This window comes from Pseudoalteromonas sp. MB41 (assembly GCF_020966275.1).
GTDB classification, from domain to species: Bacteria; Pseudomonadota; Gammaproteobacteria; order Enterobacterales; family Alteromonadaceae; genus Pseudoalteromonas; species Pseudoalteromonas lipolytica.
Map to the genome: position 1 here is coordinate 87,882 of NZ_JAJJZF010000011.1, position 24,178 is coordinate 112,059.

Consider the following 24,178-nt stretch of genomic DNA (forward strand, 5'->3'; position numbering starts at 1 on the left):
TTATTCTAATCAAAAACAGGCTAATTTTGATTAGAATAAGGCGGCTTCCCAGCCCACCTCTTTTGGCATCAAGCCAAATAGAGTTAACTAAGTAGGAAGTGAGCTAGTCCCTATTAATTTCTTCAATGTTATCACTTAAGGAAGGTAGTCGCTTAGTCATTTCGTCATGATCTTCATGCTGCACTAATAAAGGCATTACTGTTATATTTAATGCATTAATCATCGCATAACGATGATTGCCACCAAGTAATAGCACTTCACCATCAAAATGTGGTTGTGGCTTAGCAACTACAGGCGTTAAAGGATTCCCCTCACTACAATAAGCAATAACATGGGCAAGCTTGTCAGCAAAGCCTAGTTCCCATAATTCTTCTGGTGAGCGTTTATTGTAGTGGCATAAACTATTGTAAAATTCAGTTTGAAACACCCAGCAAAGCCTAAGGCCATCTGGATACTCTTTGGCATATTGATTCGGTGACATACCATCGAAAGCGAACCTAAAGTTATTAGGGCAAAGATCCCAATTAATATCAAACGAAGGCCAGAATTTAACTGGCTTGTCTATAATATTTTTTGCTTTGTCTTGAAGGCTCAACCTAAGCTCCCTGATTTTTCGATATTGCGCTAGGTCCCTACCATCATCTACTGCTTGGCTCTCCATGATCGATTCATGAGTAATACCTTCTGCTTCCATTTCCTTCAATATACTCTCAAAATCAGTCACGAATTACTCACGCAAAATTATAACGGGCTTATCACCATAATTACTTTCTAGATTAGAAAGTTCATCATATATCTCTTCAACTGAGATTGGCGAAGATATATTGGTTGATATTCTATCTAAGATAGTTATTTTCGGGCCATTTACTTCGTATTCTCGCTCCGTATCTTCACTTTTTACAATTTTATCCTCAGCGGAATACAACGTATAAAAAATGACATCACCTATGCGGTAAGCTATTGCGCCCAGCAATACAATTTCATCATCTAAATTTAACTTCCCGTCTACAACATCGAATGAAATACGAAATCGAATAGCATTCCCACTAAAAAAATCAAAAATACTAGAACATGATGGCGCTAAATACTCAACTTCTTCGAGGCTAACATAAATTTCATTTCCGACATCAAATAATCGTGCAATTCGCATTAACGTATTCAATGCCTCAATATTATCGGAGTAGTCAATACTATTTCCCTCAGAGTTGATACTTCCCAAAACCTCCTGTCCACTATCACCCTTTATTAAAACTTTAAAAGTATCGCCACTAGAAACATCAGAAATAAATTTCAAATGTTCTCTTAAATCTCTTAATTTAAAGGGCTTTACACCGAAATCAAATCTGAAATTTAAATTTTTACTATTGTGCTTAAGTGTAAGGTCAAAAAAGCTAGACTTATATCGTGACTTAAATAGAGGATGATTAAAGTCACCTAAGAACTGAGGAAAGTAGGCTTCAACATCAAACCTGTAATCATTACTGATACTACCTTTGCGAAATATCATTTTTGCTTTAGCAGTAGGCTCTAGGCGAGTTAACGACAGCTCAGCCGACTCTGCACTCAGATCAGTTTTTTCGTGCAACAGCCCAAATCGCTTTTCTACAGCAGCTATATTTGAGATGTTAGCCTTTTCTTTTAGGCCAAGATGCACATCAATAAGCGCTTCTAGGTTTTCTTTTCCTATTAGGTCAAACTTTATTTTTAAGCGCTCATCATCATACCCCACGTTTTCCAAAAAATTCTTTTTGCGATAGGTATAATCATTAAGATTGCCAATATAAGATTTCAACTTTTGCGATAGTGATGCACCTGTTAGCTCACTTAATAAATGGCTTTCATCATAATGAACGGTGTAACTCTTTTTATCTGTTGTAGCGATTAATTCAAGGACTTTTTCAATAAGCTCTTCATCCATATGCCTAAGAAAAGCCCTGATGGGCTGGTTAGTAGCGTCATATTCAATGAAAATGTAAAAACAAGGAAGTGGATCAACAGCCAATTTACGTAGATTAGGCAAATCAATAGATAGCTTTCGTTTTTGACCATCTGTTGCCTTGACCTGCACTTTACACTTTGGTGCAGACTGATGAACTGTTAGACCTGTGATTTCGTTGCTAAATGGAAACTCAACGATGAAATCCCAGCCCATTTTATCTTTAGTAGATTTGTTAGCGATTAAGCCAACTTCTGAACACCAAGCATAAAAGTGTGACTCACCTAGATCGCCCAAATCTCTCATTTCTTGACTTCCTTAATAGCTTTCGTTATTTCTTAAAATAAGAAAACCAGCTCCCGCTGGCTTTCGTTTGCTTGGCTTAGGTTGTCCCAAACTAAATCAAGGTATTAGCAGAGTGATTTTAAATCAATGGTTCTGCCCACCTTGATTCTTATATATTACCATTTTGCTCTCGCTTCTCGTTGATGAAAAGCATGATAAACATAAAGGCAATTACAAAATAAATTGCACTATAATTTCCAAAGTTTGCTTTTTTCTCTTCTAAATATTGCTCAAGGCTGTATAGCTGCTCTCCCTTAATATTAAGAGACATAATTTCTCCGCCATTCACATTAATATGAGAGCTAACCAAATCGCCTTCTTTTAGTTTATTTAAAGCAAATGCACAATTAAAAGCACCACCAATATGAGCAAATAGTGAAACCCCATTTTCCTTAGCTACGAGTTCAAGCACATCACTTGTACGATTCTTTGACGTACATTGAACCTTATCAATAGTAAAAGAGACCAATTTAGCTTCTTTTTCTATTTCAGTAAGATAGCTGCTAGGTTCAGTAAACCAAAGTTGCTTAATTCCTAAAACTAGAAACAAGACGGTTCCAAATAAAAAACATACTAGTTTGATGTTCATAGATTTAATTGTCCCGACTTAGTAGTTTTTAAGCGTATTAGCGTCATTGATGGCATTAATCACATCCATTGTATTTCCCGTACCATTATACAAATTCAAGGTTGATACACCTGCACCTCCTGCTGCAAAAGTCGATATATCAATTATTGTACCTGCGGCATTGTGCGGGTTTTCTATAAATGGAAATGCAGCCCTTGCGTCAGGGTGAGACAGTACATCCCCTAGGTATTGCTGGCTTGTAGTCATATTGTTTCCATTAACTAATGCATGAGTCTGATCTACACCATAAGCGATCATTGGCCCCCCCAATATACATCCCTTAACTGTCATGCAAGCCGCTAATCCACCAATAACTGATCCGCCAGCAGCTAATGTTTTAGATGGGTTATTATATGCAATACTTGCTGCATTAGCTGCACTATCAGCCGTAGTTGTAAGTGCATTACTAATTGAGTTTCCTAAATCAGTTAAAGCGCCCTCTATGCTACCTCTAATTTGTGCAGCTCCATCAGCAATACTTCTAAACCATTTAGCTAATGGGGCATCAGGCGATTCAAACTTGGGATGGTTGGCGTCATTATACGCTTTCATGAAGGCTGCGGTTATTGCACCATTTGCAAACTTACCACCTGTAACTTGGCTAACAGTACCACCGACGACAGCAGCGGCAACAACTCTTGCTCCCGTATCCTTGAAGGCTGCATCAATCTTGCCTCCTGCCATACTTGATACGCCTGCCGCAGCAAAACCATGTCCAAACTTACCACCAGAAAGGACACTACTTATTCCGCCTGCCATCCCTCGAATAAGTCCTTTTCCGAGTATATTCTGTATCCCGTTATTGGCAATTAACTCACCAGCACCGTAGAAAAGCGCCCCACTAAATGCTCCAACTAATGCCCCCTTTAGAGAGCCAGTTGCAACGTAACCAGATAATGCCCCTCCTGCAATTGCCCAAGCTAATCCAGCTCCAGCAGTCATCACTGTAATGCCTATTTGAACAATCGTTTTCCAATACTTCTTAACAAACTTAGTCAATGACTTAAAGAAATACCCACTCGGATCGGTATAGCTCATCGGATTATTCAAAACATAACTATAACGGTTATAGTTTTGGCTATTCATTGGAGCTTGAATATGCGGATCAGCCTGAAGGAATCGTCCCAAGGTTGGATCGTAGATCCGACCGTTCATATGGATAGTGCAGCTTTAAGAACCTTTACGAACCTTTAAGAGTGGAAAACATCTGACCTTTAATGTACTTAAGAAACTTATAATAACGAGGCTAAAAATTTTGTAAATGGTACAATATCTTCACCAACGCTAGCAGCTTCTAATACTTGCATATACTCGTCTCGTCGCTCCATAGGTACAACAGTCCATGGGTAACCGCCAGAGGCCATCATTAAATTCATAATGAACCTGCCCATTCTGCCGTTACCATCAAAGTAAGGGTGGATGTAAACGAAAATGAAGTGCCCCAGTACCACTCTGACTGCTGCATTACCCTCCTCTGCGAGTAAATCGAAAAATGTCGGCATCATGTCGCGTACCGCATCTCGATTAGGGGGAGTATGCATAGACTGGCGAATATAAACAGGCCCTGTTCGGTAACCAGCTAAGTCCGATTGTTTAATAATACCAGCCGCAACACTTGGGCCAAATAAGGCAAGGTAACAATCACTGTGCGTCTGTTCCAATACGTCACCAGAGTTCTTACCTTCTAATACTGCTAAAACGGCTTTTTTAACTTCTTGGAACGCATCCCAGTAACCTTTAGCAGCCATGGTATCTAGGTGCTTTTTACTCTCGTCTGAACCATCAATTTGCCAGTTACCTGAACGAACAAGTTCAATTAGTTCACGAGTCACTCGATAGCCTTCAATAGACAGTGAGTGGTAGGCGTCGGTAACGTACTTGTCTTCTACTTCTGCCATGTAGGTTTCGATGTCGATGGTTTGGTGTGGTTGTTCAGGGAAGTGCGCAATAACACTTTCACGCATTTGCGCCCACATTAACCGCATGCGATTAACATAGGGCGATACATCACGACGACCAAAACTCACCTGTAAATTCTCGGCGAATGGGTCTTCTTCTTGCACTTTCAAATCGGCTGCCTGCATACCTTTTAAGATATTGTCAGCAATTAGGTCGCGGCCAATATTTCTAAAAGCCCCCACTAATCTGCCTGCAATCACGCTGTGATTACCGGCAAGTAAAACAGACAATACGTCTGATGCATCTGTCACCATTGATAAGGCTGTACGCATTAAGATGGGTGCATTTTTAAATTGGTTAGCCGAGCAATAAACCAGTGCTGAAGCCAAGCTGTATACGTTTAGTCCTGCTACGTTTTTAATATACTCAACATCAGGTAAATTTAACCTAACATCGAAAATAGAGGTATTGTGTAAAAAAGCGGTGGGTTTATTGTTGCCTTTGGGGGAGCGAACGAGCAATTGCTGAGGCACGGTTCTATCGCCGATATGCAGACTAAGTGATTGCTCAGGTGAAAGACACCATGATTTGGAGAACCGCTGTGACAAATATGCACCGCAAAAATCCCAGAAAGAAGTATACCAAGATGTACTGTCGCCCGGCTTTTCATCTGGCATAGCCGGTATGTACCAGCCTCGAATAACTTCACGAATAAACCCATGCTTCAAGAGCCGCTCTCGATGCACTCGACTAAGTTGCTTTGACTGAATGGCTACAACTCCTGACTCCTGAAGCTGTTGTAATTGCTCAAGCGAAGCTGCCAGTTTTTGTGATATGTCATTCATGTTCGCTCCAACCATTACTTACGATACTTACCCGTTATTAACTTCACCGCTAGGTTTTAGAGTTATATCATTTATAGGTTTTAATGTCATATCATTTATAGGTTTTAATGTTTCTAGGTAAAGCTAGTAATGAAGATAAACACAACACATCACGGGTTGATGTCTTTTTTCCACAATCGTAATTACTTAAGAGTGATGCAACTGAAAATATTCATCTAATCCAAAGTATATCTGCTTGGGGTTCATAATGCAGGTCTGTTGTACATTTTGTACCATGGCTATGTTGAATTATTCCATTCGCTTAATTACGGTCTATTTTTAGGCAATAAAAAACCCGTGTTAAACACGGGTTTTTAAAGATAAAGTCCTAGAACTGCTGAGGACTTGCATTGTTGAATGACTTACTCGTTTACCACACTTTTAAGTGGGTTAACTGGCTTTGCATTATCGTCTAGCAAGTTCATATCAAAATCGAACTCGTCAACGCGAATAGCTTTTTCGCGTTTCTTGTTGTAATCGATTAATTGCGCATATTCTTGCTCACTAATCACGTTAGCAACAAGTGCGTTATCAAGTGTTTCTGCAAAACGAACGCCCGGTTTAATTGTTTTAGCACGCAATGCTTTCTTCACTTTTGCAAGTAGTTCAAGACACGCCATTTTCGCTTTGTAAGCCTGCTCATTGATGTAATGACCATCACCTTCAATTGGCGTTACTAAGTGCGTGATTTGTGCCTTAAACGCAGTATCCATTTGTGCTTGTGTTGCTAGCTCACGAATTAGATCATCGCTAATTTTCGGCATTTTCATCGAATAATTCATGGTGATGAAACGCATGAACTTACGCGTACCACTTGCAGGGAAGTTATCTAAGAACTTGTGCAGTGCTTCTTCAGCACTTTGAAGTGCAAAGCGTGTTGCATAGTGGAAATACGGCGCAGCTTGCTCGCGTTCACTGCTTGCTACTTTTTGCTCGTAATACTTAATTGATGCCATGGCAGCGTATAAGAAACTCATTACATCACCTAAGCGTGCAGATAGCATTTCTGCTTGTTTAAGCTTGCCACCTAACACAAGTAACGAGAAATCAGCATAAACAGCTAACTTAGCCGACAGCTTTTGTGCCGCTTTTTCGTAATCACGAACTTCTGGTAACGACGACTTAGCACCTGCTGTAAATGGTAATACACCTAAGCGGAATGCACGTAAGCTGTTCGCGACACTGTAGCCCACTGTTTTACGTAAAATACGGTTAAATTCTTTATCTGCGTTTTTGTCTTCACTATGAATAGACTCAACCATAGATTGCAGATATGGGTGACAACGCATTACACCTTGTCCAAAAATCATTAGGTTACGGGTAAGAATGTTCGCACCTTCAACCGTAATAGCAATCGGTTGAGCAACATAGCCACTGGCTAATGTATTTTGCGGACCATTTTGAATCGCTTTACCAGCTTGAATATCCATTGCTGAATCGAGCACATCACGGCCAATTTCAGTCATGTGGTACTTTGCAATTGCAGTCACAACCGATGGTTTTAAGCCCATGCCTAAACCTTCGGTTGTTAGTACGCGCATAGCTTCTTGTAGGTATGTTTTACCTGCAATATCAGCTAGTTTCTCTTGGATACCTTCAAATTGACCAATCGCTAAACCAAACTGTTCACGAACAGCAGCGTATTCAGAAGCCCCTTTAAATGCCACTTGTGACGAGCTAACACCTAGCGCTGGAAGCGAAATACCACGGCCAGCACCTAAACAGCTCACCAGCATCTGCCAACCACGACCAATGTTCTTTTGACCACCAATGATGAAATCCATTGGCACGAATACTTTTTCGCCACGAGTGGTCCCGTTATAAAAACGGATGCCCATTGGGTCATGACGATTACCAAGTTCAACACCTGGGTGATCTTTAGGAATAAGCGCACAGGTAATACCTAGGTTTTCTTTGCCACCTAGTAAACCATCAGGGTCAACAACTTTAAACGCCAAGCCTAATACAGTCGCAATGGGTGCAAGCGTAATGTAACGTTTGTCCCATGTGATCTCTAAGCCTAAAACTTCTTCACCATTAAATTGACCACGCTTAACAACACCAATATCTGGAATGCCACCGGCATCAGAACCCGCTTCAGGGCTCGTTAACGCAAAGCATGGAATGTCACGACCATTCGCAAGGCGAGGTAAGTAATGATCTTGTTGCTCTTTAGTACCAAAGTGCAGTAATAGCTCACCTGGGCCTAATGAATTAGGCACCATAACCGTTACCGCGACCGCAGAACTCTTCGTTGCAATCGTGCCAACAATTGTTGAGTTTGCATAAGGGCTGAACTCTAAACCACCGAATGACTTAGGAATAATAAGCGAGAAAAAACGCTCTTTTTTCAAGAAATCAAGAATGTAGTCAGGAAGATGAACGCCATTTTGGATTTCAGAATCATCAATCATCGATAATAATTCTTTAACAGGGCCATCTAAAAACGCTTGCTCTTCGGCGCTCAGCTTTGCAGCGGGGACATCACGAAGTGCATCGAAGTCAGGTTTACCTTGGTAGATTGAACCTTCTAACCAAACATCACCTGCATCTAACGCTTCTTGTTCTGTAATTGAAATACTAGGTAATACTTTTTTTAATTTTGTACGTAAGCTCATAATAAACTCATCCGACCAGACAGTAATACCTACATTACGTCATAAATTGCACAATAGATCAATTGGTCCAACCAGTTTTTTTAACATTTTTTTATATTTATTTTTTCCTTGCACGCTAAGCACTTGAATATATTGAACTTACACGTGTACGCTCAATTTCGATTTTTTATATCAAAATAGTTAAACCTAAAGGATGAAAATAAAAAGCCCAACTAAAAAGTTGGGCTTAGGAATAAATAACGTTAAAGCTCGTCTTCGATAGGAAATAAAGAGATAAACCATACTTGAAAGCGCCGCCAAGACGAGGTTTGTGGCTCTTCATCAAATTGCTGATTACTTATGGTATCAAGCCAAATTAGTTCGTCATCATCTGGGCTTTTTAACTCAACTTTCCACGCATACTCAGGCATCTTTTTATCAACCCAGTGGGCTAAAAAGCCGCTCAACTTTTCACTGTCTATTAGTACGCCCATTTCGGTATTTAAATCAAGTGATCGCGGGTCAAGATTCATGGTACCAACGAATATTTTTTCATCATCAAATGTCATCGTTTTTGCGTGCAGACTTGCCTGTGATGATCCGGTAACCTTTCGGCCTGCTTTTCGTTTAATTGCCACTAAGTCACTTGGTTTTAGTTCCCACAATTTAACACCGCCACGCACTAAATCAGCACGGTATTTTTTATAGCCCGCATGCACAGCAGACACATCCGTAGCAGCCAGCGAATTAGTCAGCACAGTTACATCAACGCCCTTTTTAACCCAGCTGGTTAATAACTGCGTACCTTGCTCGCGAGGGATAAAATACGGCGATACAATAATAGCCTTGCGCTTTGGCTCTCCCATCTTTTTAAACAATGAAGGCGACATATTTGCCGACTTTTCATCGACATCATTCATTACTTTATCTGGGTGATCGTAAAATAAGGTCGACTCCTGCCAGTCAAACTCTATTTCATCGTTAAGCAAACGATTTACAAAGGCACTTTCACGTAATTGTTCAACATAATTGCTTTGCTGATTGTCTGCTACATAATTTTCTAGTGTCTTGGTTATCTCGATAAGTGATTGTTCATCACGCTCACCATGTAAATTTTGAACAGGGTATGAAAGTGTGTGATTCCAATATAAATCAAATGCATCTGAGGCTTCTGGCACAATATTACCCACGCTCATGACATCTAAATCGATAAATTCAGAATGATCTTCTGCTGAAAAGTAAGCATTACCAATATTGCGCCCCCCCGTAATAAAAATACGGTTATCGACGATAAAGCTCTTGTTATGCATGCGTCTAGAAAGTTGGCTGTAGTTAGTTATAAATCCCAGAGCCCTAAACCGTCGATTTGGGAACGGGTTAAACAGCCTAACCTCAACATTTGGATGAACAGCCAGTGCTGCTAAATCAAGCTCACTGTCGGCTTGCGATAAGTCATCAAGCAGTAAGCGAACCCTCACTCCTCTTTCTGCCGCTTTCAGCAAAAACGCGGTAAATAAAATGGTGGTTTGTTGTCTATGGTATAAATAATACTGCACATCAATGGTGTGCTCTGCAGAATCAATCAGTGCAAGCCTTGCGACGAAGGCATCGACACCATCTACCAAAGGATAAAACCCTGACAAACCAGGATGATTACTACCCACAGCCTCTCCTATTGTACTCGGTGTATCAGCAGAAATAGCGTAACTTGGTTGAATAGATTCCCTTGAAGGCAGCTGCGCACAGCCCGTTATAGTAAAGATAAGTACTGCACAAAAAGTTGCTTTAAAAGAGTTTATTATCATGGTTCCCTACCAATGATGACCAGGTGATACCAGTTCGCTACATTACATGATGTATTTTGAGACAAAAAAGCCTTGTTTGTAACAAAGCACACGTTTCGTTATTTAGTCTGATTGTGCAATTGCATATGCCCGTACTGCTACAAGCAGCAACTTTTAACGCTGCACGCATCGGGTTTATCCGCCAAACCGAACAAATAACACGTACGATACACACATAACACTTAGATATAACGTAATAAATGAAAGGCTTAAAAGCAAATAAAAACTGGAATCAAGGGGTAAGGAGCAAAGAAAAGAAGTAATTAAATGAAGAGCAAGTACATTAAGCGACTTGCTCTGTAATGTCAGCGATTTCGATAAGTTTACGATTAAGGATTTTTTTACAGCAACCACAGCACTTGCCGCACTGGCTACCTACCTGCAACTCTTTTGATAGCTCACGCATTGTCATTGCGCCGTTATCAATCGTTTGTTCGATTTTTTTATCCGTTACACCATGGCATAAACAAATATACATGAATGCAAACCACTCTCAATTACATTTAATAAATGCATATTAATCTAAACGGTAATAGTTCGCAATAGTATTATGAGCAATATTTGCTGTAATTTTAGCCATAGCCACATTGAAATAAATGCAGCTGCCATTTTCCCTTTATGTTTTACTAAGTTAGCTGCAACTTTGAACAATGAAAATTTTTATCTTTTTTGTTCGTTGTGCCGATGATTATTTGTGTACCGCTCATCATCCAATGCCAGCAATATGTTCATTAACGCAAACAATTTTATATCCGCCGAGATAAGCCAGCATGTCGTTCATAAAGTAAGTGTGTGACATTGATGAAAATTAAGTAAAAAGCATTATTATTTTTACTTTATTGTACTATTTTGATCCTTCTATATTTACTCGCCGTATTCCTAGCTGAAATGGACACGTCGTAACGTCCGAACATAAAAAAATATATAAGGAACAACGATGAGATATTTACTCTTATTAAGCAGTATATTGTTCATCAGCGCATGCAGCGATGATAACGACGACAACAACGTAGAAATTATAACTCCCCCTCCTGTTCAGGAATTTAGCCCCAGTAAAACGTATTCCGTGACGCTGAGCGGTAAACAAGAAGTTCCTATGAATGCCTCTATGCAGACAGCAACAGCAACCGTAGAGCTAGATGAAAGCTTAATGCAGTTCCGCGCAACTCTTGATGCGAGTGCAGTCGAAGGGTTTAGTGCTGCTCATATTCATGACGGTGATTTAGGTGCTAATGGCGACGTTGCATTCACTTTTGAATCCACAAGTGAGGGCATGTACGAGGTTGCTATTACTGACCTCGACGAAGCTTTAATAGCCGATTTAATGGATGGTGATTGGTATATCAATGTTCACACCGAAGAATTTGCAAATGGCGAGTTACGCGCCCAAATCGTTCCTGATACAACAAGTATCATTACTTTCGCCTTAAACGGCAGCCAACAAGTACCTATGAATGACACTGATGCCATGGGATACGGATACGCCTCGTACGACAGTGCGAGCACAGAGTTACGCTTGCGAGCAGTCACCATGGGTGTAGACGACGCCACAGCAGCTCATATTCACACTGGTAAGTTAGGCTCTAATGGTGATGTGTTTGTCACATTAGAACAAGACGATGAAGTGATGACTGATTGGGTTGTACCAGAAGGTACCACTATCGACAGTGACACGTTAGCAGTCCTGCTTGATGGTGGGCATTATGTCAATGTACACACACCTGAATTTGCAGGCGGTGAAATTCGTGGTCAAATACTAACAGATAACTACGCTGTTGCTACCTTTGATTTAAGCGGCTCTCAAGAAGTCCCAATGGTGACCACCACAGCAGAAGGTGATGGCTATGCCCTCGTCGACACCACTGACTACAGTGTGGAACTCACGGTGGTAACTTCTGGTTTAGATGACGCAAGCGCAGCGCACATTCACACCGGTCGAATTGGTGAAAATGGCGATGTGTTAGTCGCGTTAGAACAATCAATGGATGATCCAAATGTATGGAGGACACCCAGCAACACCATGATCAACGCTGATATTTTTACCGTACTAGCATCAGGCGGCCATTATGTGAATGTTCACACACCAACAAACACAGGTGGCGAATTGCGTGGTCAAATTCTTACTAGTAACTATGCATTTACCAGCTTTAAATTAAATGGTGCTCAAGAAGTACCAGCGGTTGACAGCGATGCCAGCGGCGAAGCGTATGCACTCGTCAACATGAATGATTATAATCTAGAGCTGCGTGTTAACACGACCGGTGTTGATGACGCGACTGGTGCTCACATTCACACAGGCCGAATTGGAACAAACGGCGAAGTACTTGTTGCACTTGAACAATCACCAACCGATTCAAGTAAATGGATGACACCTGAAAACACCCAGATTAATGCTGATATGTTCGCAGTGCTTGCGTCTGGTGGTCACTATGTCAATGTTCATACACCAGCAAATGCAAGTGGCGAAATTAGAGGACAAATCCTAACCGATAATTACCAACTTGTGACCTTTCCTTTAAGCGGTATGCAAGAAGTGCCCGCTGTTGATACTACAGCATCGGGCAGCGGTTATGCTCTTGTCAATATGGATAACTATCACCTTGAGTTAAGAGCACTCACCCAAGGCGTGAGCGATGCTACAGCAGCCCATATTCATACAGGCCGTATTGGCATGAATGGTGAGGTGCTTGCAGCACTGGCGCAATCTGCAGATAACGTTAACCTGTGGGAAACACCTGAAAACACCATGATTAATGCAGATATATTCGCAATTCTCGCGTCGGGCGGTCATTACGTTAATATTCATACCCCAGCACACCCAAACGGTGAACTACGTGGTCAAATTTTAACGGATAACTATGTATTTGTTACCTTCCCATTAAGTGGAGCCCAAGAAGTCCCAGCGGTCACGACTGACGCATTTGGTGATGGCTATGCATTAGTCAACACCACTGATTACAGCGTAGAACTGCAAGTTTTAACCTCCGGTGTGAGCGATGCCTCAGCCGCGCATATTCATACAGGGGTTGCAGGTGAAAATGGCCCTGTTCTTGTTGCCCTAGAGCAAGATGAAAGCGATATGAACCGTTGGATGACCAGCACTGGCACGATGATAAATGCTGATATTTTCTCAGTACTCGCCATGGATGGACACTATGTAAATGTGCATACTCCCGCAAACCCAAGCGGTGAGTTAAGAGGTCAAATTCAATAAAGCTTTACCTTTACATTCCTTACTATTAAGGCCAAGCAGAACTTGGCCTTTATTTTAGAAAGTGCTAAGGAATTTAGAGAAAGGATTCTAATCAGAGAAGAGTCACTACCGCTAAGTACAGAATCTTGTGGAACTCCTCCAGATTTAATGTTTTGCCACTCAGCATAGGCCAGAGGTGCAAGATGGTTAAGTTGGGTTCAATCGAGCCCAAATTTTGTTAAAGACTAAAATTTTAATTCTGTACTAGATCTAAACATAAAAAGACCCCAGTAATTGGATAGTTCAACTATTGGGAGTCACGTCATCCATGAGTGCGAGGATTTGGATTCAAAGTTGTAAGGATAACCAACTACTGTTTAACCTAACAAATCTTATAGAACCAAAGCGCCCTTCAGCCCAAATTGGGCAAATTTGTTATTTGGGCTTGTCTAATGACCGAATTGCTAATCATTATTCGCGAAGCATAATCAAAACCTGTCCTATAGCTTTGCTGATAAAAGTTCAATTTAATTTAATTAAAAAAACCATAAGTAAAAATATTACTACGACTGCTAAAGATGAGTATTTAATGGCTTTACAAGCCCAAACTTTATCTTCCCGATAGTATTTAACTCTGAACAACTTAAAACCATGATAAATAGCACCTGTTCCACTGTAATAACTAGTGAAAAGCTCTTTCTTTGCGTATTTTGGAGCTAAGATAAACAAAACCATTAAAATTAAAAATAAAATCGATGAAAGTATCATAAGTATACTAAGTAAATAATCTATCATTTCATCTCACCGGTAAACATCCAACCATTACTCTCTTGATAAGCTACACCCAAAAGAGGTAACTCCACAGTAACTCCCATATTAATACCTCCCCCCATTTTAATGCCAAGACCACTCCAATTATTTTCATTATCAAACGAAACGTGGCCTCCAAACCTACCAGCTATAATTGGAGATTACAGCTTTTTTGTGAAAGGATTCTAATCAGAGAAGGTCAAGAATCCACTGTTACTGGACCAACTCATTCCAATCACTTTGGACCATTAACCTAAATCATCAAATTAAAGTACATCTTTATAATTAATTTAATATAAATTAAAGAGTTAAGTAATTTGTCAAAGATTGAAAAGATTTTCCCTAACAAAAGATTAATCATTACAGCAAGTGGCAGTTTCTATAATGTGATCGGCAGTGGTGATGTTGCACAGGTGCAATTAAAAGACTTCGAACTCCTTCGCCACGGCTTTTCGCCTGAGCAGATCACCCAATTGAATTTGGCACCAAACGGATTTTTTCATTGAGTAGCTCAGCCTGTCTTGAAAACAACCCCAAGCCACTTAGCCAGAAAAAACAAAGCCCCGCAGCTTAAGTAAGCGAGTGCGAGGCTTTGGATTAAAAATTAGCCATCGTATCTTTTTTTATAGATCCGGTATGTGTTTGCTGCTACGAGTGCCATAAGCACATTGTAAGCCACTAAAAAAATAAACCGCGTAATGGGCTGTAGAAAAAGCCTATAACCAATCCTGCTAACCCACCCAAAATAAGATGAAATAGCAACTGTCCTTTATAGTATGTAAAAAATGTCATCTAGTCTTACTCATTTATTTCTTTATTGACTACAGAAAGAGCTGCATCGGTTACAGCAGATGCTGCTGTTGCGCCGCCAGAGGTTAGCTGTTCACTAACATTAGAACCAACATAACTACTTCTAGTTGTATTTGATATCTGGGAGCTAATTCCACCTTAATTTGATAAGTTATCAAGCTTATTCGTTATCGAATTTGCCCCCTTAGCACCTACGAAACCGCCAGCTACAGTGCTTGTCGCTGCTTTAGTTAGATTTACCTCTTTGCCATTCGCAATATCAGAAGTAACTGAACCAACACCATTTGCAGCGCCACTTACAGCGGTTGTTCGAGCTACAGCTTTAGACCCAGTTATAGCTCCTTTAACAGCTTGTGTTGCTGCTCTACCTGCAAAACCGCCAGTTACGGCACCTACTGCTCCAGCTATAGCAATATCAGTAACATTTATATCTTGACCAGTCGCTACCTGAGCAATTAACTCGACACCTGCACCTATAACAGCTCCCCACAAAAATTCGCCATCAGGGTCAGTATATTTGTAAGGGTTATTATTAACATACATGTAGCGGTTAAATTACATAACAGGATTGGCCGAAGTATATCCAACAGGATCATTCGAGTAGAAACGCCCATAACTGGATCATAGTATCGTGCCTGCATATAAATTAGCTCAATACTGTCTTAGTATTACTCACTATAGGACATTATCTCAACTAATCTGGCAATAACAGCCTTTGGCATCAGAGTTAATAAAACGACTATTAAATCCTGCGCGTAAGTTTGCAATTACTAGCTCCACAAAGCCGTTTTGGCTTGAGCATGCTAAACCTTTTGATAATGGGCCGGCGTAAACAAGCTGTTGCTCTTTTGATACTAGGATAGCTGCAGGTTGTGCTGGTAAGAGTCTGGCAAGGGCTGGGGTAGGCGTTAAATTAACAACATGAATGCCATTATTTAGAGCATATTCTGACAAGCTCTGAATATGAGGCTGTGAACGGGTTGAACATACACAGCTGTCCTCATCAACAATATAAAGTGTATCGGCATAGGTTAACTCGATACCCTTTGATTTTATACCCATCGTAGCGTGAAAAGATTGCAACCAATCAGTTTGAGCCATTTTGTTATCAGGATCAAAAACCTGTGCTTGTTGTTGATAAGCAAGGTACAAAGCGAATACCACCGCGAATACCCACCCTATCGCTGCAATTGCAATCCCTAAATTGGCATTATTTAAATTTGGCAATACCTTGCTCCAATACATCGATACTCACGTCAATTAACTGTACGCGTTCAGTTAATTTTTCAATCATTTCATTGTCATTGGCTTGGTTTTCAATCAATGTTTGAGAGTTTTCTGCAATTGCACGCGTGTTTGCCGCTTGGCTTTGTACTACATGAGCAACTGATTCTGAGCTCGTAGCAGCTAAGCTTACTTGCTCTGTCATAACACTAATCTGTTGTTTCATTTGCGAACTAATTGCGGTCAATTGTTCTATAAGTGCAACACTGCCTTGCATTGAATCCGTAGAAGAGGCACTGTTTTGCAACAGGCTTTCTAGAGTTTGAGTTATTTTATCTGTGGTATTTTTACTCCGTGTGGCAAGATTTCTGACTTCATCTGCAACAACGGCAAAGCCTCTTCCTTGTTCACCTGCCCGCGCAGCTTCAATTGCGGCATTAAGTGCCAGTAAATTTGTCTGCTCTGCTATTGATGAAATTTCATTTAATAAGTCAGATATATGGCTACAAGCACTGACTAATTGAGAAATATTTTTATCGGCTTGGTGCAAATTATTTGCGAGCTCAGCAGTTTTACTGTCGGTATTAGCAACTTCATTTAACGCTTCTTTTGCACTTAAATGTAAGTGTTTAAACTGTGTTTGCAGTTCTGTACTTTCATGTTCAACCTGCGAAAACCCCTCTGCTACTCGCTCGCCAGACTCAGCAATATCTAAAGAGAGTCGCTCACGCTTTGTTGCAAGCTCATGCAACTCATCATGTACTTTTACAAGTTGATTAGATTGATCTTTTAATACACTACTTTGGCTTTTAACATCGCCAACAACACGCGAAAAAAACCCTAAGAGTCTATTAAAACCTGCCACAGCTTCACTGTGCCTTTCATCCGCTCTTAAGCCGATGTTAATGCTATTTTCGTTCGCCATGATTTGTTCGGTTGTGTTACTTAACGATAAGCCAGCGCTGCGTTCTCGTTGTAACGTTTTGGCTATGTAACCCGCTACAATTGCTTCAACAATAGCGTAGGCTGCGTGGATAAGTACGGTGCTAAAAAATAGCCTGTCTGGGTCGAATACATAAACGCCCGCATCATTTATTTGCAAATAATAAAAGCTCAAATGATGAACAGCTACAAACGCTAAAGCGGTTATAAACACGCGCCACTCAACAAACATGATAAGAACAGCCATCAATATAAAAATTTCAAAATGAACTTCTATGAGACCAAAGCTTTGTTGAATATGTAAAAATGAAAACATCATACAACCCGCAGCCACTATGTGCGCTGTTAATGCGCTGTCGGGATGTTTGTGTAACATCCATAAAGGCAGTGAAAGCAAGATAAGGCCAGTGAGCACACCAGATAGCAAAGTAGAAAACACAACCCCTAAAATTAATGACTCTAAAAATAATAGGATGAACAAATAGGTAAAAAGGCGACTAACACTGGTCATAACTAAAGCCTTAAAAATTAAACTAATTCACTAAATAAAACGCAGACTCCGTCTTACGAAGAAACCTGCAACATAGTTCACTTAATTAACTGTAAAACAGTTCTAAACTGCGTTGTTCCCGCTTTTTCTAACCATTGAAATAACACGCTTTCAGCACAGGTAACAATTGCACCCACTGCACTCAATTGTTTAATGGCTAATGCTTTATGCTGTTTATTACGCGATGCTATTGCATCTTCAACAACAAACACCTGATAACCGGCCGCGATTAAATCAAGACTTGTTTGTAACACACAGACATGTGATTCAGTCCCAGTCACAACAATTTGCGGTCTTTGATACTCAGCGAGCATATGAATAAACCCAGGCTCTACACAGGCACTAAAATGCATTTTTTCATACATATTCGTGCTACGGATAAAGGACTTTAACTCAGGACTCGTTCTCCCTAGTTTGCTTGGATTTTGTTCAGTAAATATAAATGGTATATCCAATAATGACGCTGTCTTTAATAACTTTGATGTATTTTCAACAACAACGGCAAAGTCAGTAATGACAGGAGCAAGCCCTGCTTGTTCATCAATAACTAATAGAATGGCCTGCTTTTTTTGGCAAATAAACGAATGGCGCATTTCATTCCTTAACGTACTTTAACTAAGGTATTTATAGCACATACACTCATTTTATGTTTCGCGTGCGACTATTTACTAAATTATCTTTTCAGGGGCCTCAATTACATCCATAATTGTGCTATATTTTGTTAAAAGTTTTGCGCAAATAATAATTTAGGGTTAATCAGTCAGTGCCTAAACATTTCCATTTTGTTTTCATTTATCTTTTTTTAGCGCTTATTCCTAACGCGTATGCACAAAACTATGCACTGCAAATGCAACGTATTTCAACAGATGAAGGACTCACACAAGGCAGTGTAACGAAAGTAATTCAAGATGATTTAGGCTTTATTTGGATTGGTACTTACCAAGGCTTAAACCGTTATGATGGCTACCAAATGGCGGCGTTTGCGGGAGAACATATTCTCGATCAGCGCCAGATAAATACGTTAGCCAAAACTCGCGACGGAAGAATATTTGTAAGTACCGAGTTTTCGGGCGCTTTTTTTATCGATCCTAAAACACTCAAGGTAGAAAAAATTTACGCTGGAAAGCTCGACCCAGAAGACGCGTTTTTCTCACCTATACTCGCTTTAACAGAAGACGATAGTTATTTTTATTTTGCTATTGCTCAGCATGTTTACTCTTACCACAAGCAATCAAAAAAGTTCTTACATGAGTTTTCTATAAACAAAGAAGAGCATATTGTACGAGCCCTCATCATACATGATAACTTTTTGTATATGGGTACATCTAATGGCTTGTTTTCTAAAAACTTAGCCGATGACCATATTTCAAATATTCCATTAACAGAAAAACTAAAAGTCACGGATGACAACAAAAACGTAAAATTATTGCGTGTAGATCCGCAACTAGGGTTACTTGTTGGCACTGTTGAGGGCATGTATGCCATCCCCTTTGATAACAAACGTTTGTTCGCATTTGGTAGCGTTAAGTTATTAATTCCTGAGTTAAATATTTGGGACTACTCGGCAAGCTCTTTTGGTGAGTATATAGTTACAGAAAAAGGGTTATATGAATTCAACCGTCAAACTTTGTCAGTTGAATATATTCTTCGCTTCGATCAAAGTAAATTCAACATGACCGACAACACCATCCCTGACATGATGGTTGATAAAACAGGGTTACTCTGGCTAGCATCTCGCTCACAAGGGGTATTCACATGGTCCACCCTAGCGAGACGGTTTAAGCATATAGAGTTAAAAAACGACACCAATAACTTTAACAATAATGTATGGTCTGTTGTACAAGATAAAGACCACACCATTTGGATCGGGACCGATAATGGTCTAATGAAATACAACCAACTAACCAAACGAGCTCAAGCATATTTAACAAGTGCCGACGAAAAAGCATTCCACGGTGAGTATGGTATTTTTGGCGTTGCAGAAGCAGAAATCGAAGATACAAAACGTTATTTGTGGGTGATGAGATACATGGGGTTAGTCCTTTTCGATAAGCTCACAGGCAAACTGGTTCCCTTAAAAGGTGATGAAGAAACAGTACGTATTTTAACAACTTATACAAGTTGGGGGTTTCACGTGATTGGACCCGATCAGTTCGCATTTATTAACGATAATGATTTTTATAGATACGATGGTAAAACGGGTGAACTACGCGTTATAGAAGGCCTAAAAGAACAAGTTGAAATTATTAATGCAAATGGTTTTCTAAAGCCATTGCCAACCCACCCTAATGAGTACTTATTGAGTATGTCGGGCAAGCTTTATCGCTATAACGAAGAAACACAAAAGCTGACATTACTATACCAAGTCGAAAACTATAACCCATCGGCCTTCTTTGTTACCACTGATTGGATTATTGATTACAACAACACACTGTGGCTAGCTTCTTCAGATGAAGGGCTGATAGGTCTTGATGCCGAAAACTATGAAGTAAAATACCGCATAAATACGCAATCAGGTTTAAAAGCTAAATCAATTTTTGGCTTGCAAATTGATCGCTTTGGCTTTTTATGGATGAGCTCTCAAAATGGCTTATACCGTTTAGACTTAAGTTCGTTAGAACTCGACCGCTACTTTATTCGTGATGGCCTTGCCGTTAATGAATTTAATTACGATGCTGATGCAACATTACATAATGGCCAGTTGGCTTTTGGATCTACGCGCGGTGTACTGCTTGTGTCTCCTGAAGATTTCTTATCGTCACCTGTAGAGCCTGGTAATGTAAAAACAGAAATTACTAATGTGTCTTTGCTTTCTCGAGAATTAAATTATCATCCCTATAAATACGTTGATGATCCGCTACAATTGACCGCTGATGATATGGGATTAGAAGTCAGTTTTTCTAACTTTGACACTATAAATAAAGACAAAACGGTGTACAAAGTTACGCTTGAAGGCCCTACATCACTTCATTACGACAGACTAACAACAAACAAAGTGTTTTTCACAAAATTACCTCCTGGCGATTATACGTTATCTGTTTCTTCAGTGTCTGACCTTAATAATATTATTTCTGAAAGTAGGCAATTACGCTTTAAAGTTGCCTATGCAACGTGGTCATCCCCCCTTGCTTATACCTGTTATACGATGATAACACTGGCCATTTTGTTTTTTATTTTCTGGCAATATCAAGCCCGTCAAAAAGCGATTCGTAAAGCGCACGATGAAGTATTAAAGTCTCAACAACAAACTGAATTAGCTTTAAGCAGTAATAAAAGTGGCGTATGGGAGGCTAACTTAGCCGAGCAAACCTTTTTTAATAGCCGCTGTGCAGTGGAGCTTGGCTACAGTGAATTTAAAGACAGTCTGCCCATTGCAGATTTCATGCAACTTATTCACCCTCTTGACCGCCGATTAGTTATCAGCCAATGGGAATCATTTTCTAAACAATTAAATAATGAACAATGGAATGTAACATACCGATTAAAGCACAAAAATGGAGAGTGGCTTTGGTACCAAGATGTTGGCCGTGTTGTTGAAACAGATGATGATAATAAGCCGTTAAAAATTTCAGGTATTTACACCAATATCACAGAGCAAAGAGCCAATGCACAACAAGCAGCTGTGCTAGGTGAGGCCTTTAGTCAAATTAACGATTGGTTACTTATTTTAGATAGCCAACTTAAACCGTTTTCAGCAAATACGAGCTTTAGCGAAGCCTTTTCAACACCTAAAAATATTACCGAGTTAACAGTTAAAGACTTTATCGGTGCGATTGGCAAATCTCATTATCTCGAATACTTAAATGTACTAAAAACACTTAAACCTAAACAAAACTGGAAAACAGAAGCCTATATTCGCACACTAAAAAGCCCTGCTCATCCAGTGCACATCAGTGTCACTGCGGTGGCCAAAGACAGCCAAAGCATTAACTATTATGTTATTGTTATTTCAGATTTAACAGAGCAAAAACGAGCTGAAGATGAACTTCGCTACTTAGCAAATTACGATCCTTTAACAGGGCTTCCTAATCGCACATTAATGCACTCTAAAATTAATAGTTGTATAAACAGCTCTAAAAAACGTAACAAGTTAGCAGCACTGTTGTTTATTGACCTTGATAAGTTTAAACCGGTTAATGATTCATTTGGTCACGCTGTGGGTGACCAATTACTGTGTAATATTACTCAACGCGTAAGCTTAATTTTGCCTGAAAACGCTGTTATTGGCCGCCAAAGTGGTGACGAATTCTTAGTGTTGGTCAAAGATCTGCATTCTCCTCAAAGTCTGAGTGAACTGGTTAAAAAGCTAACCGAAGAGCTCGCGAGCAAAGTAATTATCGATGACTTTTCTATTAATATTTCAGCCAGTATCGGGGTTGCACTCTACCCATTTGATGCCAAAACGGCAGACGACTTAATTCGTAATTCTGATATAGCAATGATGCATGCGAAACAATCTGGCAGAAATAACTTTAAGTACTTTACCGAGCAAATGAATAATCAGCTGACAAAAAAACTGTTGCTCGAAAACGCGTTAAAAGATGCCTTTAAAGATGATGAGCTATTTAATAATTATCAGCCTATCGTTAATGCGAAAACGAAAGAAATACATGGGGCTGAATTATTAATGCGATGGAGAAACGAGCAAGGGTTTGTTTCGCCTGCTGAATTTATTCCCATTGCAGAAGAAATTGGTTTAATAGAATTATTAACTGAACAAGCACTCGATCGCGCTCTGACTGAGCTATTGCCACTACTTCGCGCAAATCCGCACTTTTACTTGTCGTTGAACTTATCGCCAATGCACATTTTAAAGTCTAACTTAACTGAGCGATTACTCATGATTCTGAGCAATCATTTAATTAAACCTGTTCAGTTACGACTTGAAATAACAGAAAGCACGCTACTCGAAGATAAAGAAAAAGCATCAAAACAATTAAAAATGCTAAAAAATGCAGGGTTTAAACTTCTTTTAGATGATTTTGGTACGGGTTACTCATCACTGACTTACTTAAGCCAGTTCCCTATTGATGTGATTAAGATAGATCAGAGCTTCGTACGCAACATTGGCTTAGATAAAAGCAACGAATCAATCATTCGTACTATTCATGCACTCTCATCAAACCTTGGTTTATATTGTATTGCTGAAGGGGTGGAAACTCTCGACCAAATAAACTTTTTAAGAAATATGGGCTGTAATGACCTGCAAGGTTATTATTTTGCTAAACCCATGTTAGCCGATGAACTGATTGCACAGCAGACTATTCAAAGTATTGTCGAGCGCCTAAACAAACTGTAATACCCAATTTGCTTGATTAAGTGGGCTCTTTAGAGCTGAAAAAACCGCGTTGATAACAAGGCAAAAATTTAGTTATTTAGTTGTTCTAAATCAGAAATTTTTAACGCAGGTAGCGACTGGTTTAATCACTCAAAATGATTAAGTATTTTTGCGGAATGGTATATCATGGTGGCATTCATGGCTTTCAATTTGTAGCACGCTTTTTGCGACTTTAAAACGAGACAGTAAAAGCTTTTCGACCTTTAAGCGGCAAGCTTCATCATGCTTTTCAACAGTGCAATGTTGCTTTAAAACCACGTGAGCCCCTACAACTAACTCTTTGTCTTGGCGAACCACGGTCACATTATGAACATTTTCAACATGTTCAACTGACGCAATACTTTGCTCTATTTCATTTACGTCTGGGAGCTTTCCGCTGTTTTCAAATAGACCTTTTAAACACCGACTAATAACTTTGACACCCGTGAATAATACAAACATGGCAATCAACATGCTCGAAATAATGTCGACCTCTGCCCACCCTGTTAAATAAATCAGAATACCCGCAAAGAACGTAGAAACGGTTGAAATCAAATCAAAAAATGAATGCAAAAATACTGCATACACATTAATACTGGCTTTTCGGCCTTTATACAGTACCCATGCTGCTGCACCATGAAACAGAAAGCCTATCGCCGATATTACAGACATTAGGTAACTATTGATGTGTAACTCATGGCCATCACTGTGATGAAAGTATCGCTCTCCACCTTCGTATAGAATCACCAAACTGATACTTAAATATAAAATACCATTGATCAACCCACCTGTTAGTTCAGCTCGTTGATAGCCATCATTAAAGTTTTTTGCAAAATAAATTGCCATGCTTGAAGCTATCAAAGCTATAAATAATGAACTGTTATGAACAAACAGATGCCCAGCATCAGCAAGAACAGCAAGCGAATTTGAATAATAGGCGCCAATGATCTGAATAACCATAAACGAGCAGGTTATGGCTAGCGCGATCAATAAACGGCGTCTTGATGCTTGGTGTGTTGTAATATCTGTCATGAAGAAGAGAGTAACCTATTCGCTGGATAAAAAGTAATGATATACAGTCTCAATTGTAATACGTGACGCCTTTAAACGCACTAAAAACTTAATTCATCCTACCTATTAAACTAATTTATGGCTTTCAGAGGACCTCAAAGGAAAATTTTATATCAATTATTTGTTAA

Annotated in this window: 17 protein-coding genes; 4 read left to right on the forward strand and 13 right to left on the reverse strand. The window is 39.7% G+C overall.

The window, feature by feature from the left end:
• Positions 1–103: 103 nt before the first annotated feature.
• The 8 genes from LPA49_RS12360 to LPA49_RS12395 form a co-directional block, all read right to left on the reverse strand.
• Positions 104–724, reverse strand: coding sequence for a hypothetical protein (locus LPA49_RS12360; protein WP_230236628.1), 621 nt, complete (start codon positions 722–724; stop codon positions 104–106).
• A 3-nt stretch (positions 725–727) separates the two neighbouring features.
• Positions 728–2,242 (reverse strand): hypothetical protein, encoded by a 1,515-nt coding sequence (locus tag LPA49_RS12365; RefSeq protein ID WP_230236630.1) that lies wholly within the window; start codon positions 2,240–2,242, stop codon positions 728–730.
• 148 nt (positions 2,243–2,390) lie between these two features.
• Positions 2,391–2,870, reverse strand: coding sequence for a hypothetical protein (locus LPA49_RS12370; RefSeq protein WP_230236632.1), 480 nt, complete (start codon positions 2,868–2,870; stop codon positions 2,391–2,393).
• Between the two features lie 18 nt (positions 2,871–2,888).
• The gene (locus tag LPA49_RS12375; protein ID WP_230236633.1) at positions 2,889–4,064 is read right to left on the reverse strand and encodes an RHS repeat-associated core domain-containing protein; all 1,176 of its coding nucleotides are present in this window, start codon (positions 4,062–4,064) and stop codon (positions 2,889–2,891) included.
• A gap of 77 nt (positions 4,065–4,141) precedes the next feature.
• Positions 4,142–5,653: a Fic family protein gene (locus LPA49_RS12380; protein WP_230236635.1), complete on the reverse strand. Its 1,512-nt coding sequence runs from the start codon at positions 5,651–5,653 to the stop codon at positions 4,142–4,144.
• Between the two features lie 401 nt (positions 5,654–6,054).
• Positions 6,055–8,310: an acyl-CoA dehydrogenase gene (locus LPA49_RS12385; protein ID WP_230236638.1), complete on the reverse strand. Its 2,256-nt coding sequence runs from the start codon at positions 8,308–8,310 to the stop codon at positions 6,055–6,057.
• Positions 8,311–8,552: 242 nt separating this feature from the next.
• Complete coding sequence (locus LPA49_RS12390) at positions 8,553–10,094, reverse strand: phospholipase D family protein (protein WP_230236640.1); 1,542 nt, start codon at positions 10,092–10,094, stop codon at positions 8,553–8,555.
• 322 nt (positions 10,095–10,416) lie between these two features.
• Positions 10,417–10,611 carry a (2Fe-2S)-binding protein gene (locus LPA49_RS12395; RefSeq protein WP_036972167.1) on the reverse strand — a complete coding sequence of 65 codons (195 nt, stop codon included), beginning with the start codon at positions 10,609–10,611 and terminating at the stop codon, positions 10,417–10,419.
• 459 nt (positions 10,612–11,070) lie between these two features.
• Between LPA49_RS12395 and LPA49_RS12400 the strand changes: the two genes are divergently transcribed.
• From LPA49_RS12400 to LPA49_RS12410, 3 genes are all read left to right on the forward strand, one after another.
• Positions 11,071–13,347 carry a CHRD domain-containing protein gene (locus tag LPA49_RS12400; protein WP_230236642.1) on the forward strand — a complete coding sequence of 759 codons (2,277 nt, stop codon included), beginning with the start codon at positions 11,071–11,073 and terminating at the stop codon, positions 13,345–13,347.
• 307 nt (positions 13,348–13,654) lie between these two features.
• A complete protein-coding gene (locus LPA49_RS12405; RefSeq protein ID WP_230236644.1) occupies positions 13,655–13,951 on the forward strand; it encodes a hypothetical protein in 297 nt (98 codons plus the stop codon).
• 502 nt (positions 13,952–14,453) lie between these two features.
• A complete protein-coding gene (locus LPA49_RS12410) occupies positions 14,454–14,642 on the forward strand; it encodes a hypothetical protein (protein WP_230236646.1) in 189 nt (62 codons plus the stop codon).
• Positions 14,643–15,084: 442 nt separating this feature from the next.
• On the opposite strand, the gene LPA49_RS12415 is transcribed toward LPA49_RS12410, so the two are convergent.
• From LPA49_RS12415 to LPA49_RS12430, 4 genes are all read right to left on the reverse strand, one after another.
• Entirely contained in the window at positions 15,085–15,489 is a 405-nt protein-coding gene (locus LPA49_RS12415; RefSeq protein WP_230236648.1) for a hypothetical protein, read from the reverse strand.
• 147 nt (positions 15,490–15,636) lie between these two features.
• Positions 15,637–16,173: a DUF6436 domain-containing protein gene (locus LPA49_RS12420; RefSeq protein WP_230236649.1), complete on the reverse strand. Its 537-nt coding sequence runs from the start codon at positions 16,171–16,173 to the stop codon at positions 15,637–15,639.
• A complete protein-coding gene (locus LPA49_RS12425) occupies positions 16,157–17,623 on the reverse strand; it encodes a methyl-accepting chemotaxis protein (RefSeq protein ID WP_182396487.1) in 1,467 nt (488 codons plus the stop codon). Before LPA49_RS12425 ends, LPA49_RS12420 begins: the two co-directional genes overlap by 17 nt.
• Positions 17,624–17,700: 77 nt before the next feature.
• Positions 17,701–18,255: an isochorismatase family protein gene (locus tag LPA49_RS12430; RefSeq protein ID WP_036972211.1), complete on the reverse strand. Its 555-nt coding sequence runs from the start codon at positions 18,253–18,255 to the stop codon at positions 17,701–17,703.
• Positions 18,256–18,425: 170 nt separating this feature from the next.
• Between LPA49_RS12430 and LPA49_RS12435 the strand changes: the two genes are divergently transcribed.
• Positions 18,426–22,961 (forward strand): EAL domain-containing protein, encoded by a 4,536-nt coding sequence (locus LPA49_RS12435; RefSeq protein WP_306822760.1) that lies wholly within the window; start codon positions 18,426–18,428, stop codon positions 22,959–22,961.
• Between the two features lie 138 nt (positions 22,962–23,099).
• Here the strand turns inward: LPA49_RS12435 and LPA49_RS12440 are convergent, their stop codons facing one another.
• Complete coding sequence (locus LPA49_RS12440) at positions 23,100–24,011, reverse strand: cation diffusion facilitator family transporter (protein WP_036972213.1); 912 nt, start codon at positions 24,009–24,011, stop codon at positions 23,100–23,102.
• Positions 24,012–24,178 lie beyond the last annotated feature (167 nt).

Bases quoted from the DNA above. Each gene is read 5' to 3' on its own strand.
- LPA49_RS12365 (WP_230236630.1), bottom strand. From the start codon at position 2,242: ATGAGAGATTTGGGCGATCTAGGTGAGTCACACTTTTATGCTTGGTGT.
- LPA49_RS12370 (WP_230236632.1), bottom strand. From the start codon at position 2,870: ATGAACATCAAACTAGTATGTTTTTTATTTGGAACCGTCTTGTTTCTA.
- LPA49_RS12375 (WP_230236633.1), bottom strand. From the start codon at position 4,064: ATGAACGGTCGGATCTACGATCCAACCTTGGGACGATTCCTTCAGGCT.
- LPA49_RS12380 (WP_230236635.1), bottom strand. From the start codon at position 5,653: ATGAATGACATATCACAAAAACTGGCAGCTTCGCTTGAGCAATTACAA.
- LPA49_RS12385 (WP_230236638.1), bottom strand. From the start codon at position 8,310: ATGAGCTTACGTACAAAATTAAAAAAAGTATTACCTAGTATTTCAATT.
- LPA49_RS12390 (WP_230236640.1), bottom strand. From the start codon at position 10,094: ATGATAATAAACTCTTTTAAAGCAACTTTTTGTGCAGTACTTATCTTT.
- LPA49_RS12395 (WP_036972167.1), bottom strand. From the start codon at position 10,611: ATGTATATTTGTTTATGCCATGGTGTAACGGATAAAAAAATCGAACAA.
- LPA49_RS12400 (WP_230236642.1), top strand. From the start codon at position 11,071: ATGAGATATTTACTCTTATTAAGCAGTATATTGTTCATCAGCGCATGC.
- LPA49_RS12405 (WP_230236644.1), top strand. From the start codon at position 13,655: ATGAGTGCGAGGATTTGGATTCAAAGTTGTAAGGATAACCAACTACTG.
- LPA49_RS12415 (WP_230236648.1), bottom strand. From the start codon at position 15,489: ATGTATGTTAATAATAACCCTTACAAATATACTGACCCTGATGGCGAA.
- LPA49_RS12425 (WP_182396487.1), bottom strand. From the start codon at position 17,623: ATGACCAGTGTTAGTCGCCTTTTTACCTATTTGTTCATCCTATTATTT.
- LPA49_RS12430 (WP_036972211.1), bottom strand. From the start codon at position 18,255: ATGCGCCATTCGTTTATTTGCCAAAAAAAGCAGGCCATTCTATTAGTT.
- LPA49_RS12440 (WP_036972213.1), bottom strand. From the start codon at position 24,011: ATGACAGATATTACAACACACCAAGCATCAAGACGCCGTTTATTGATC.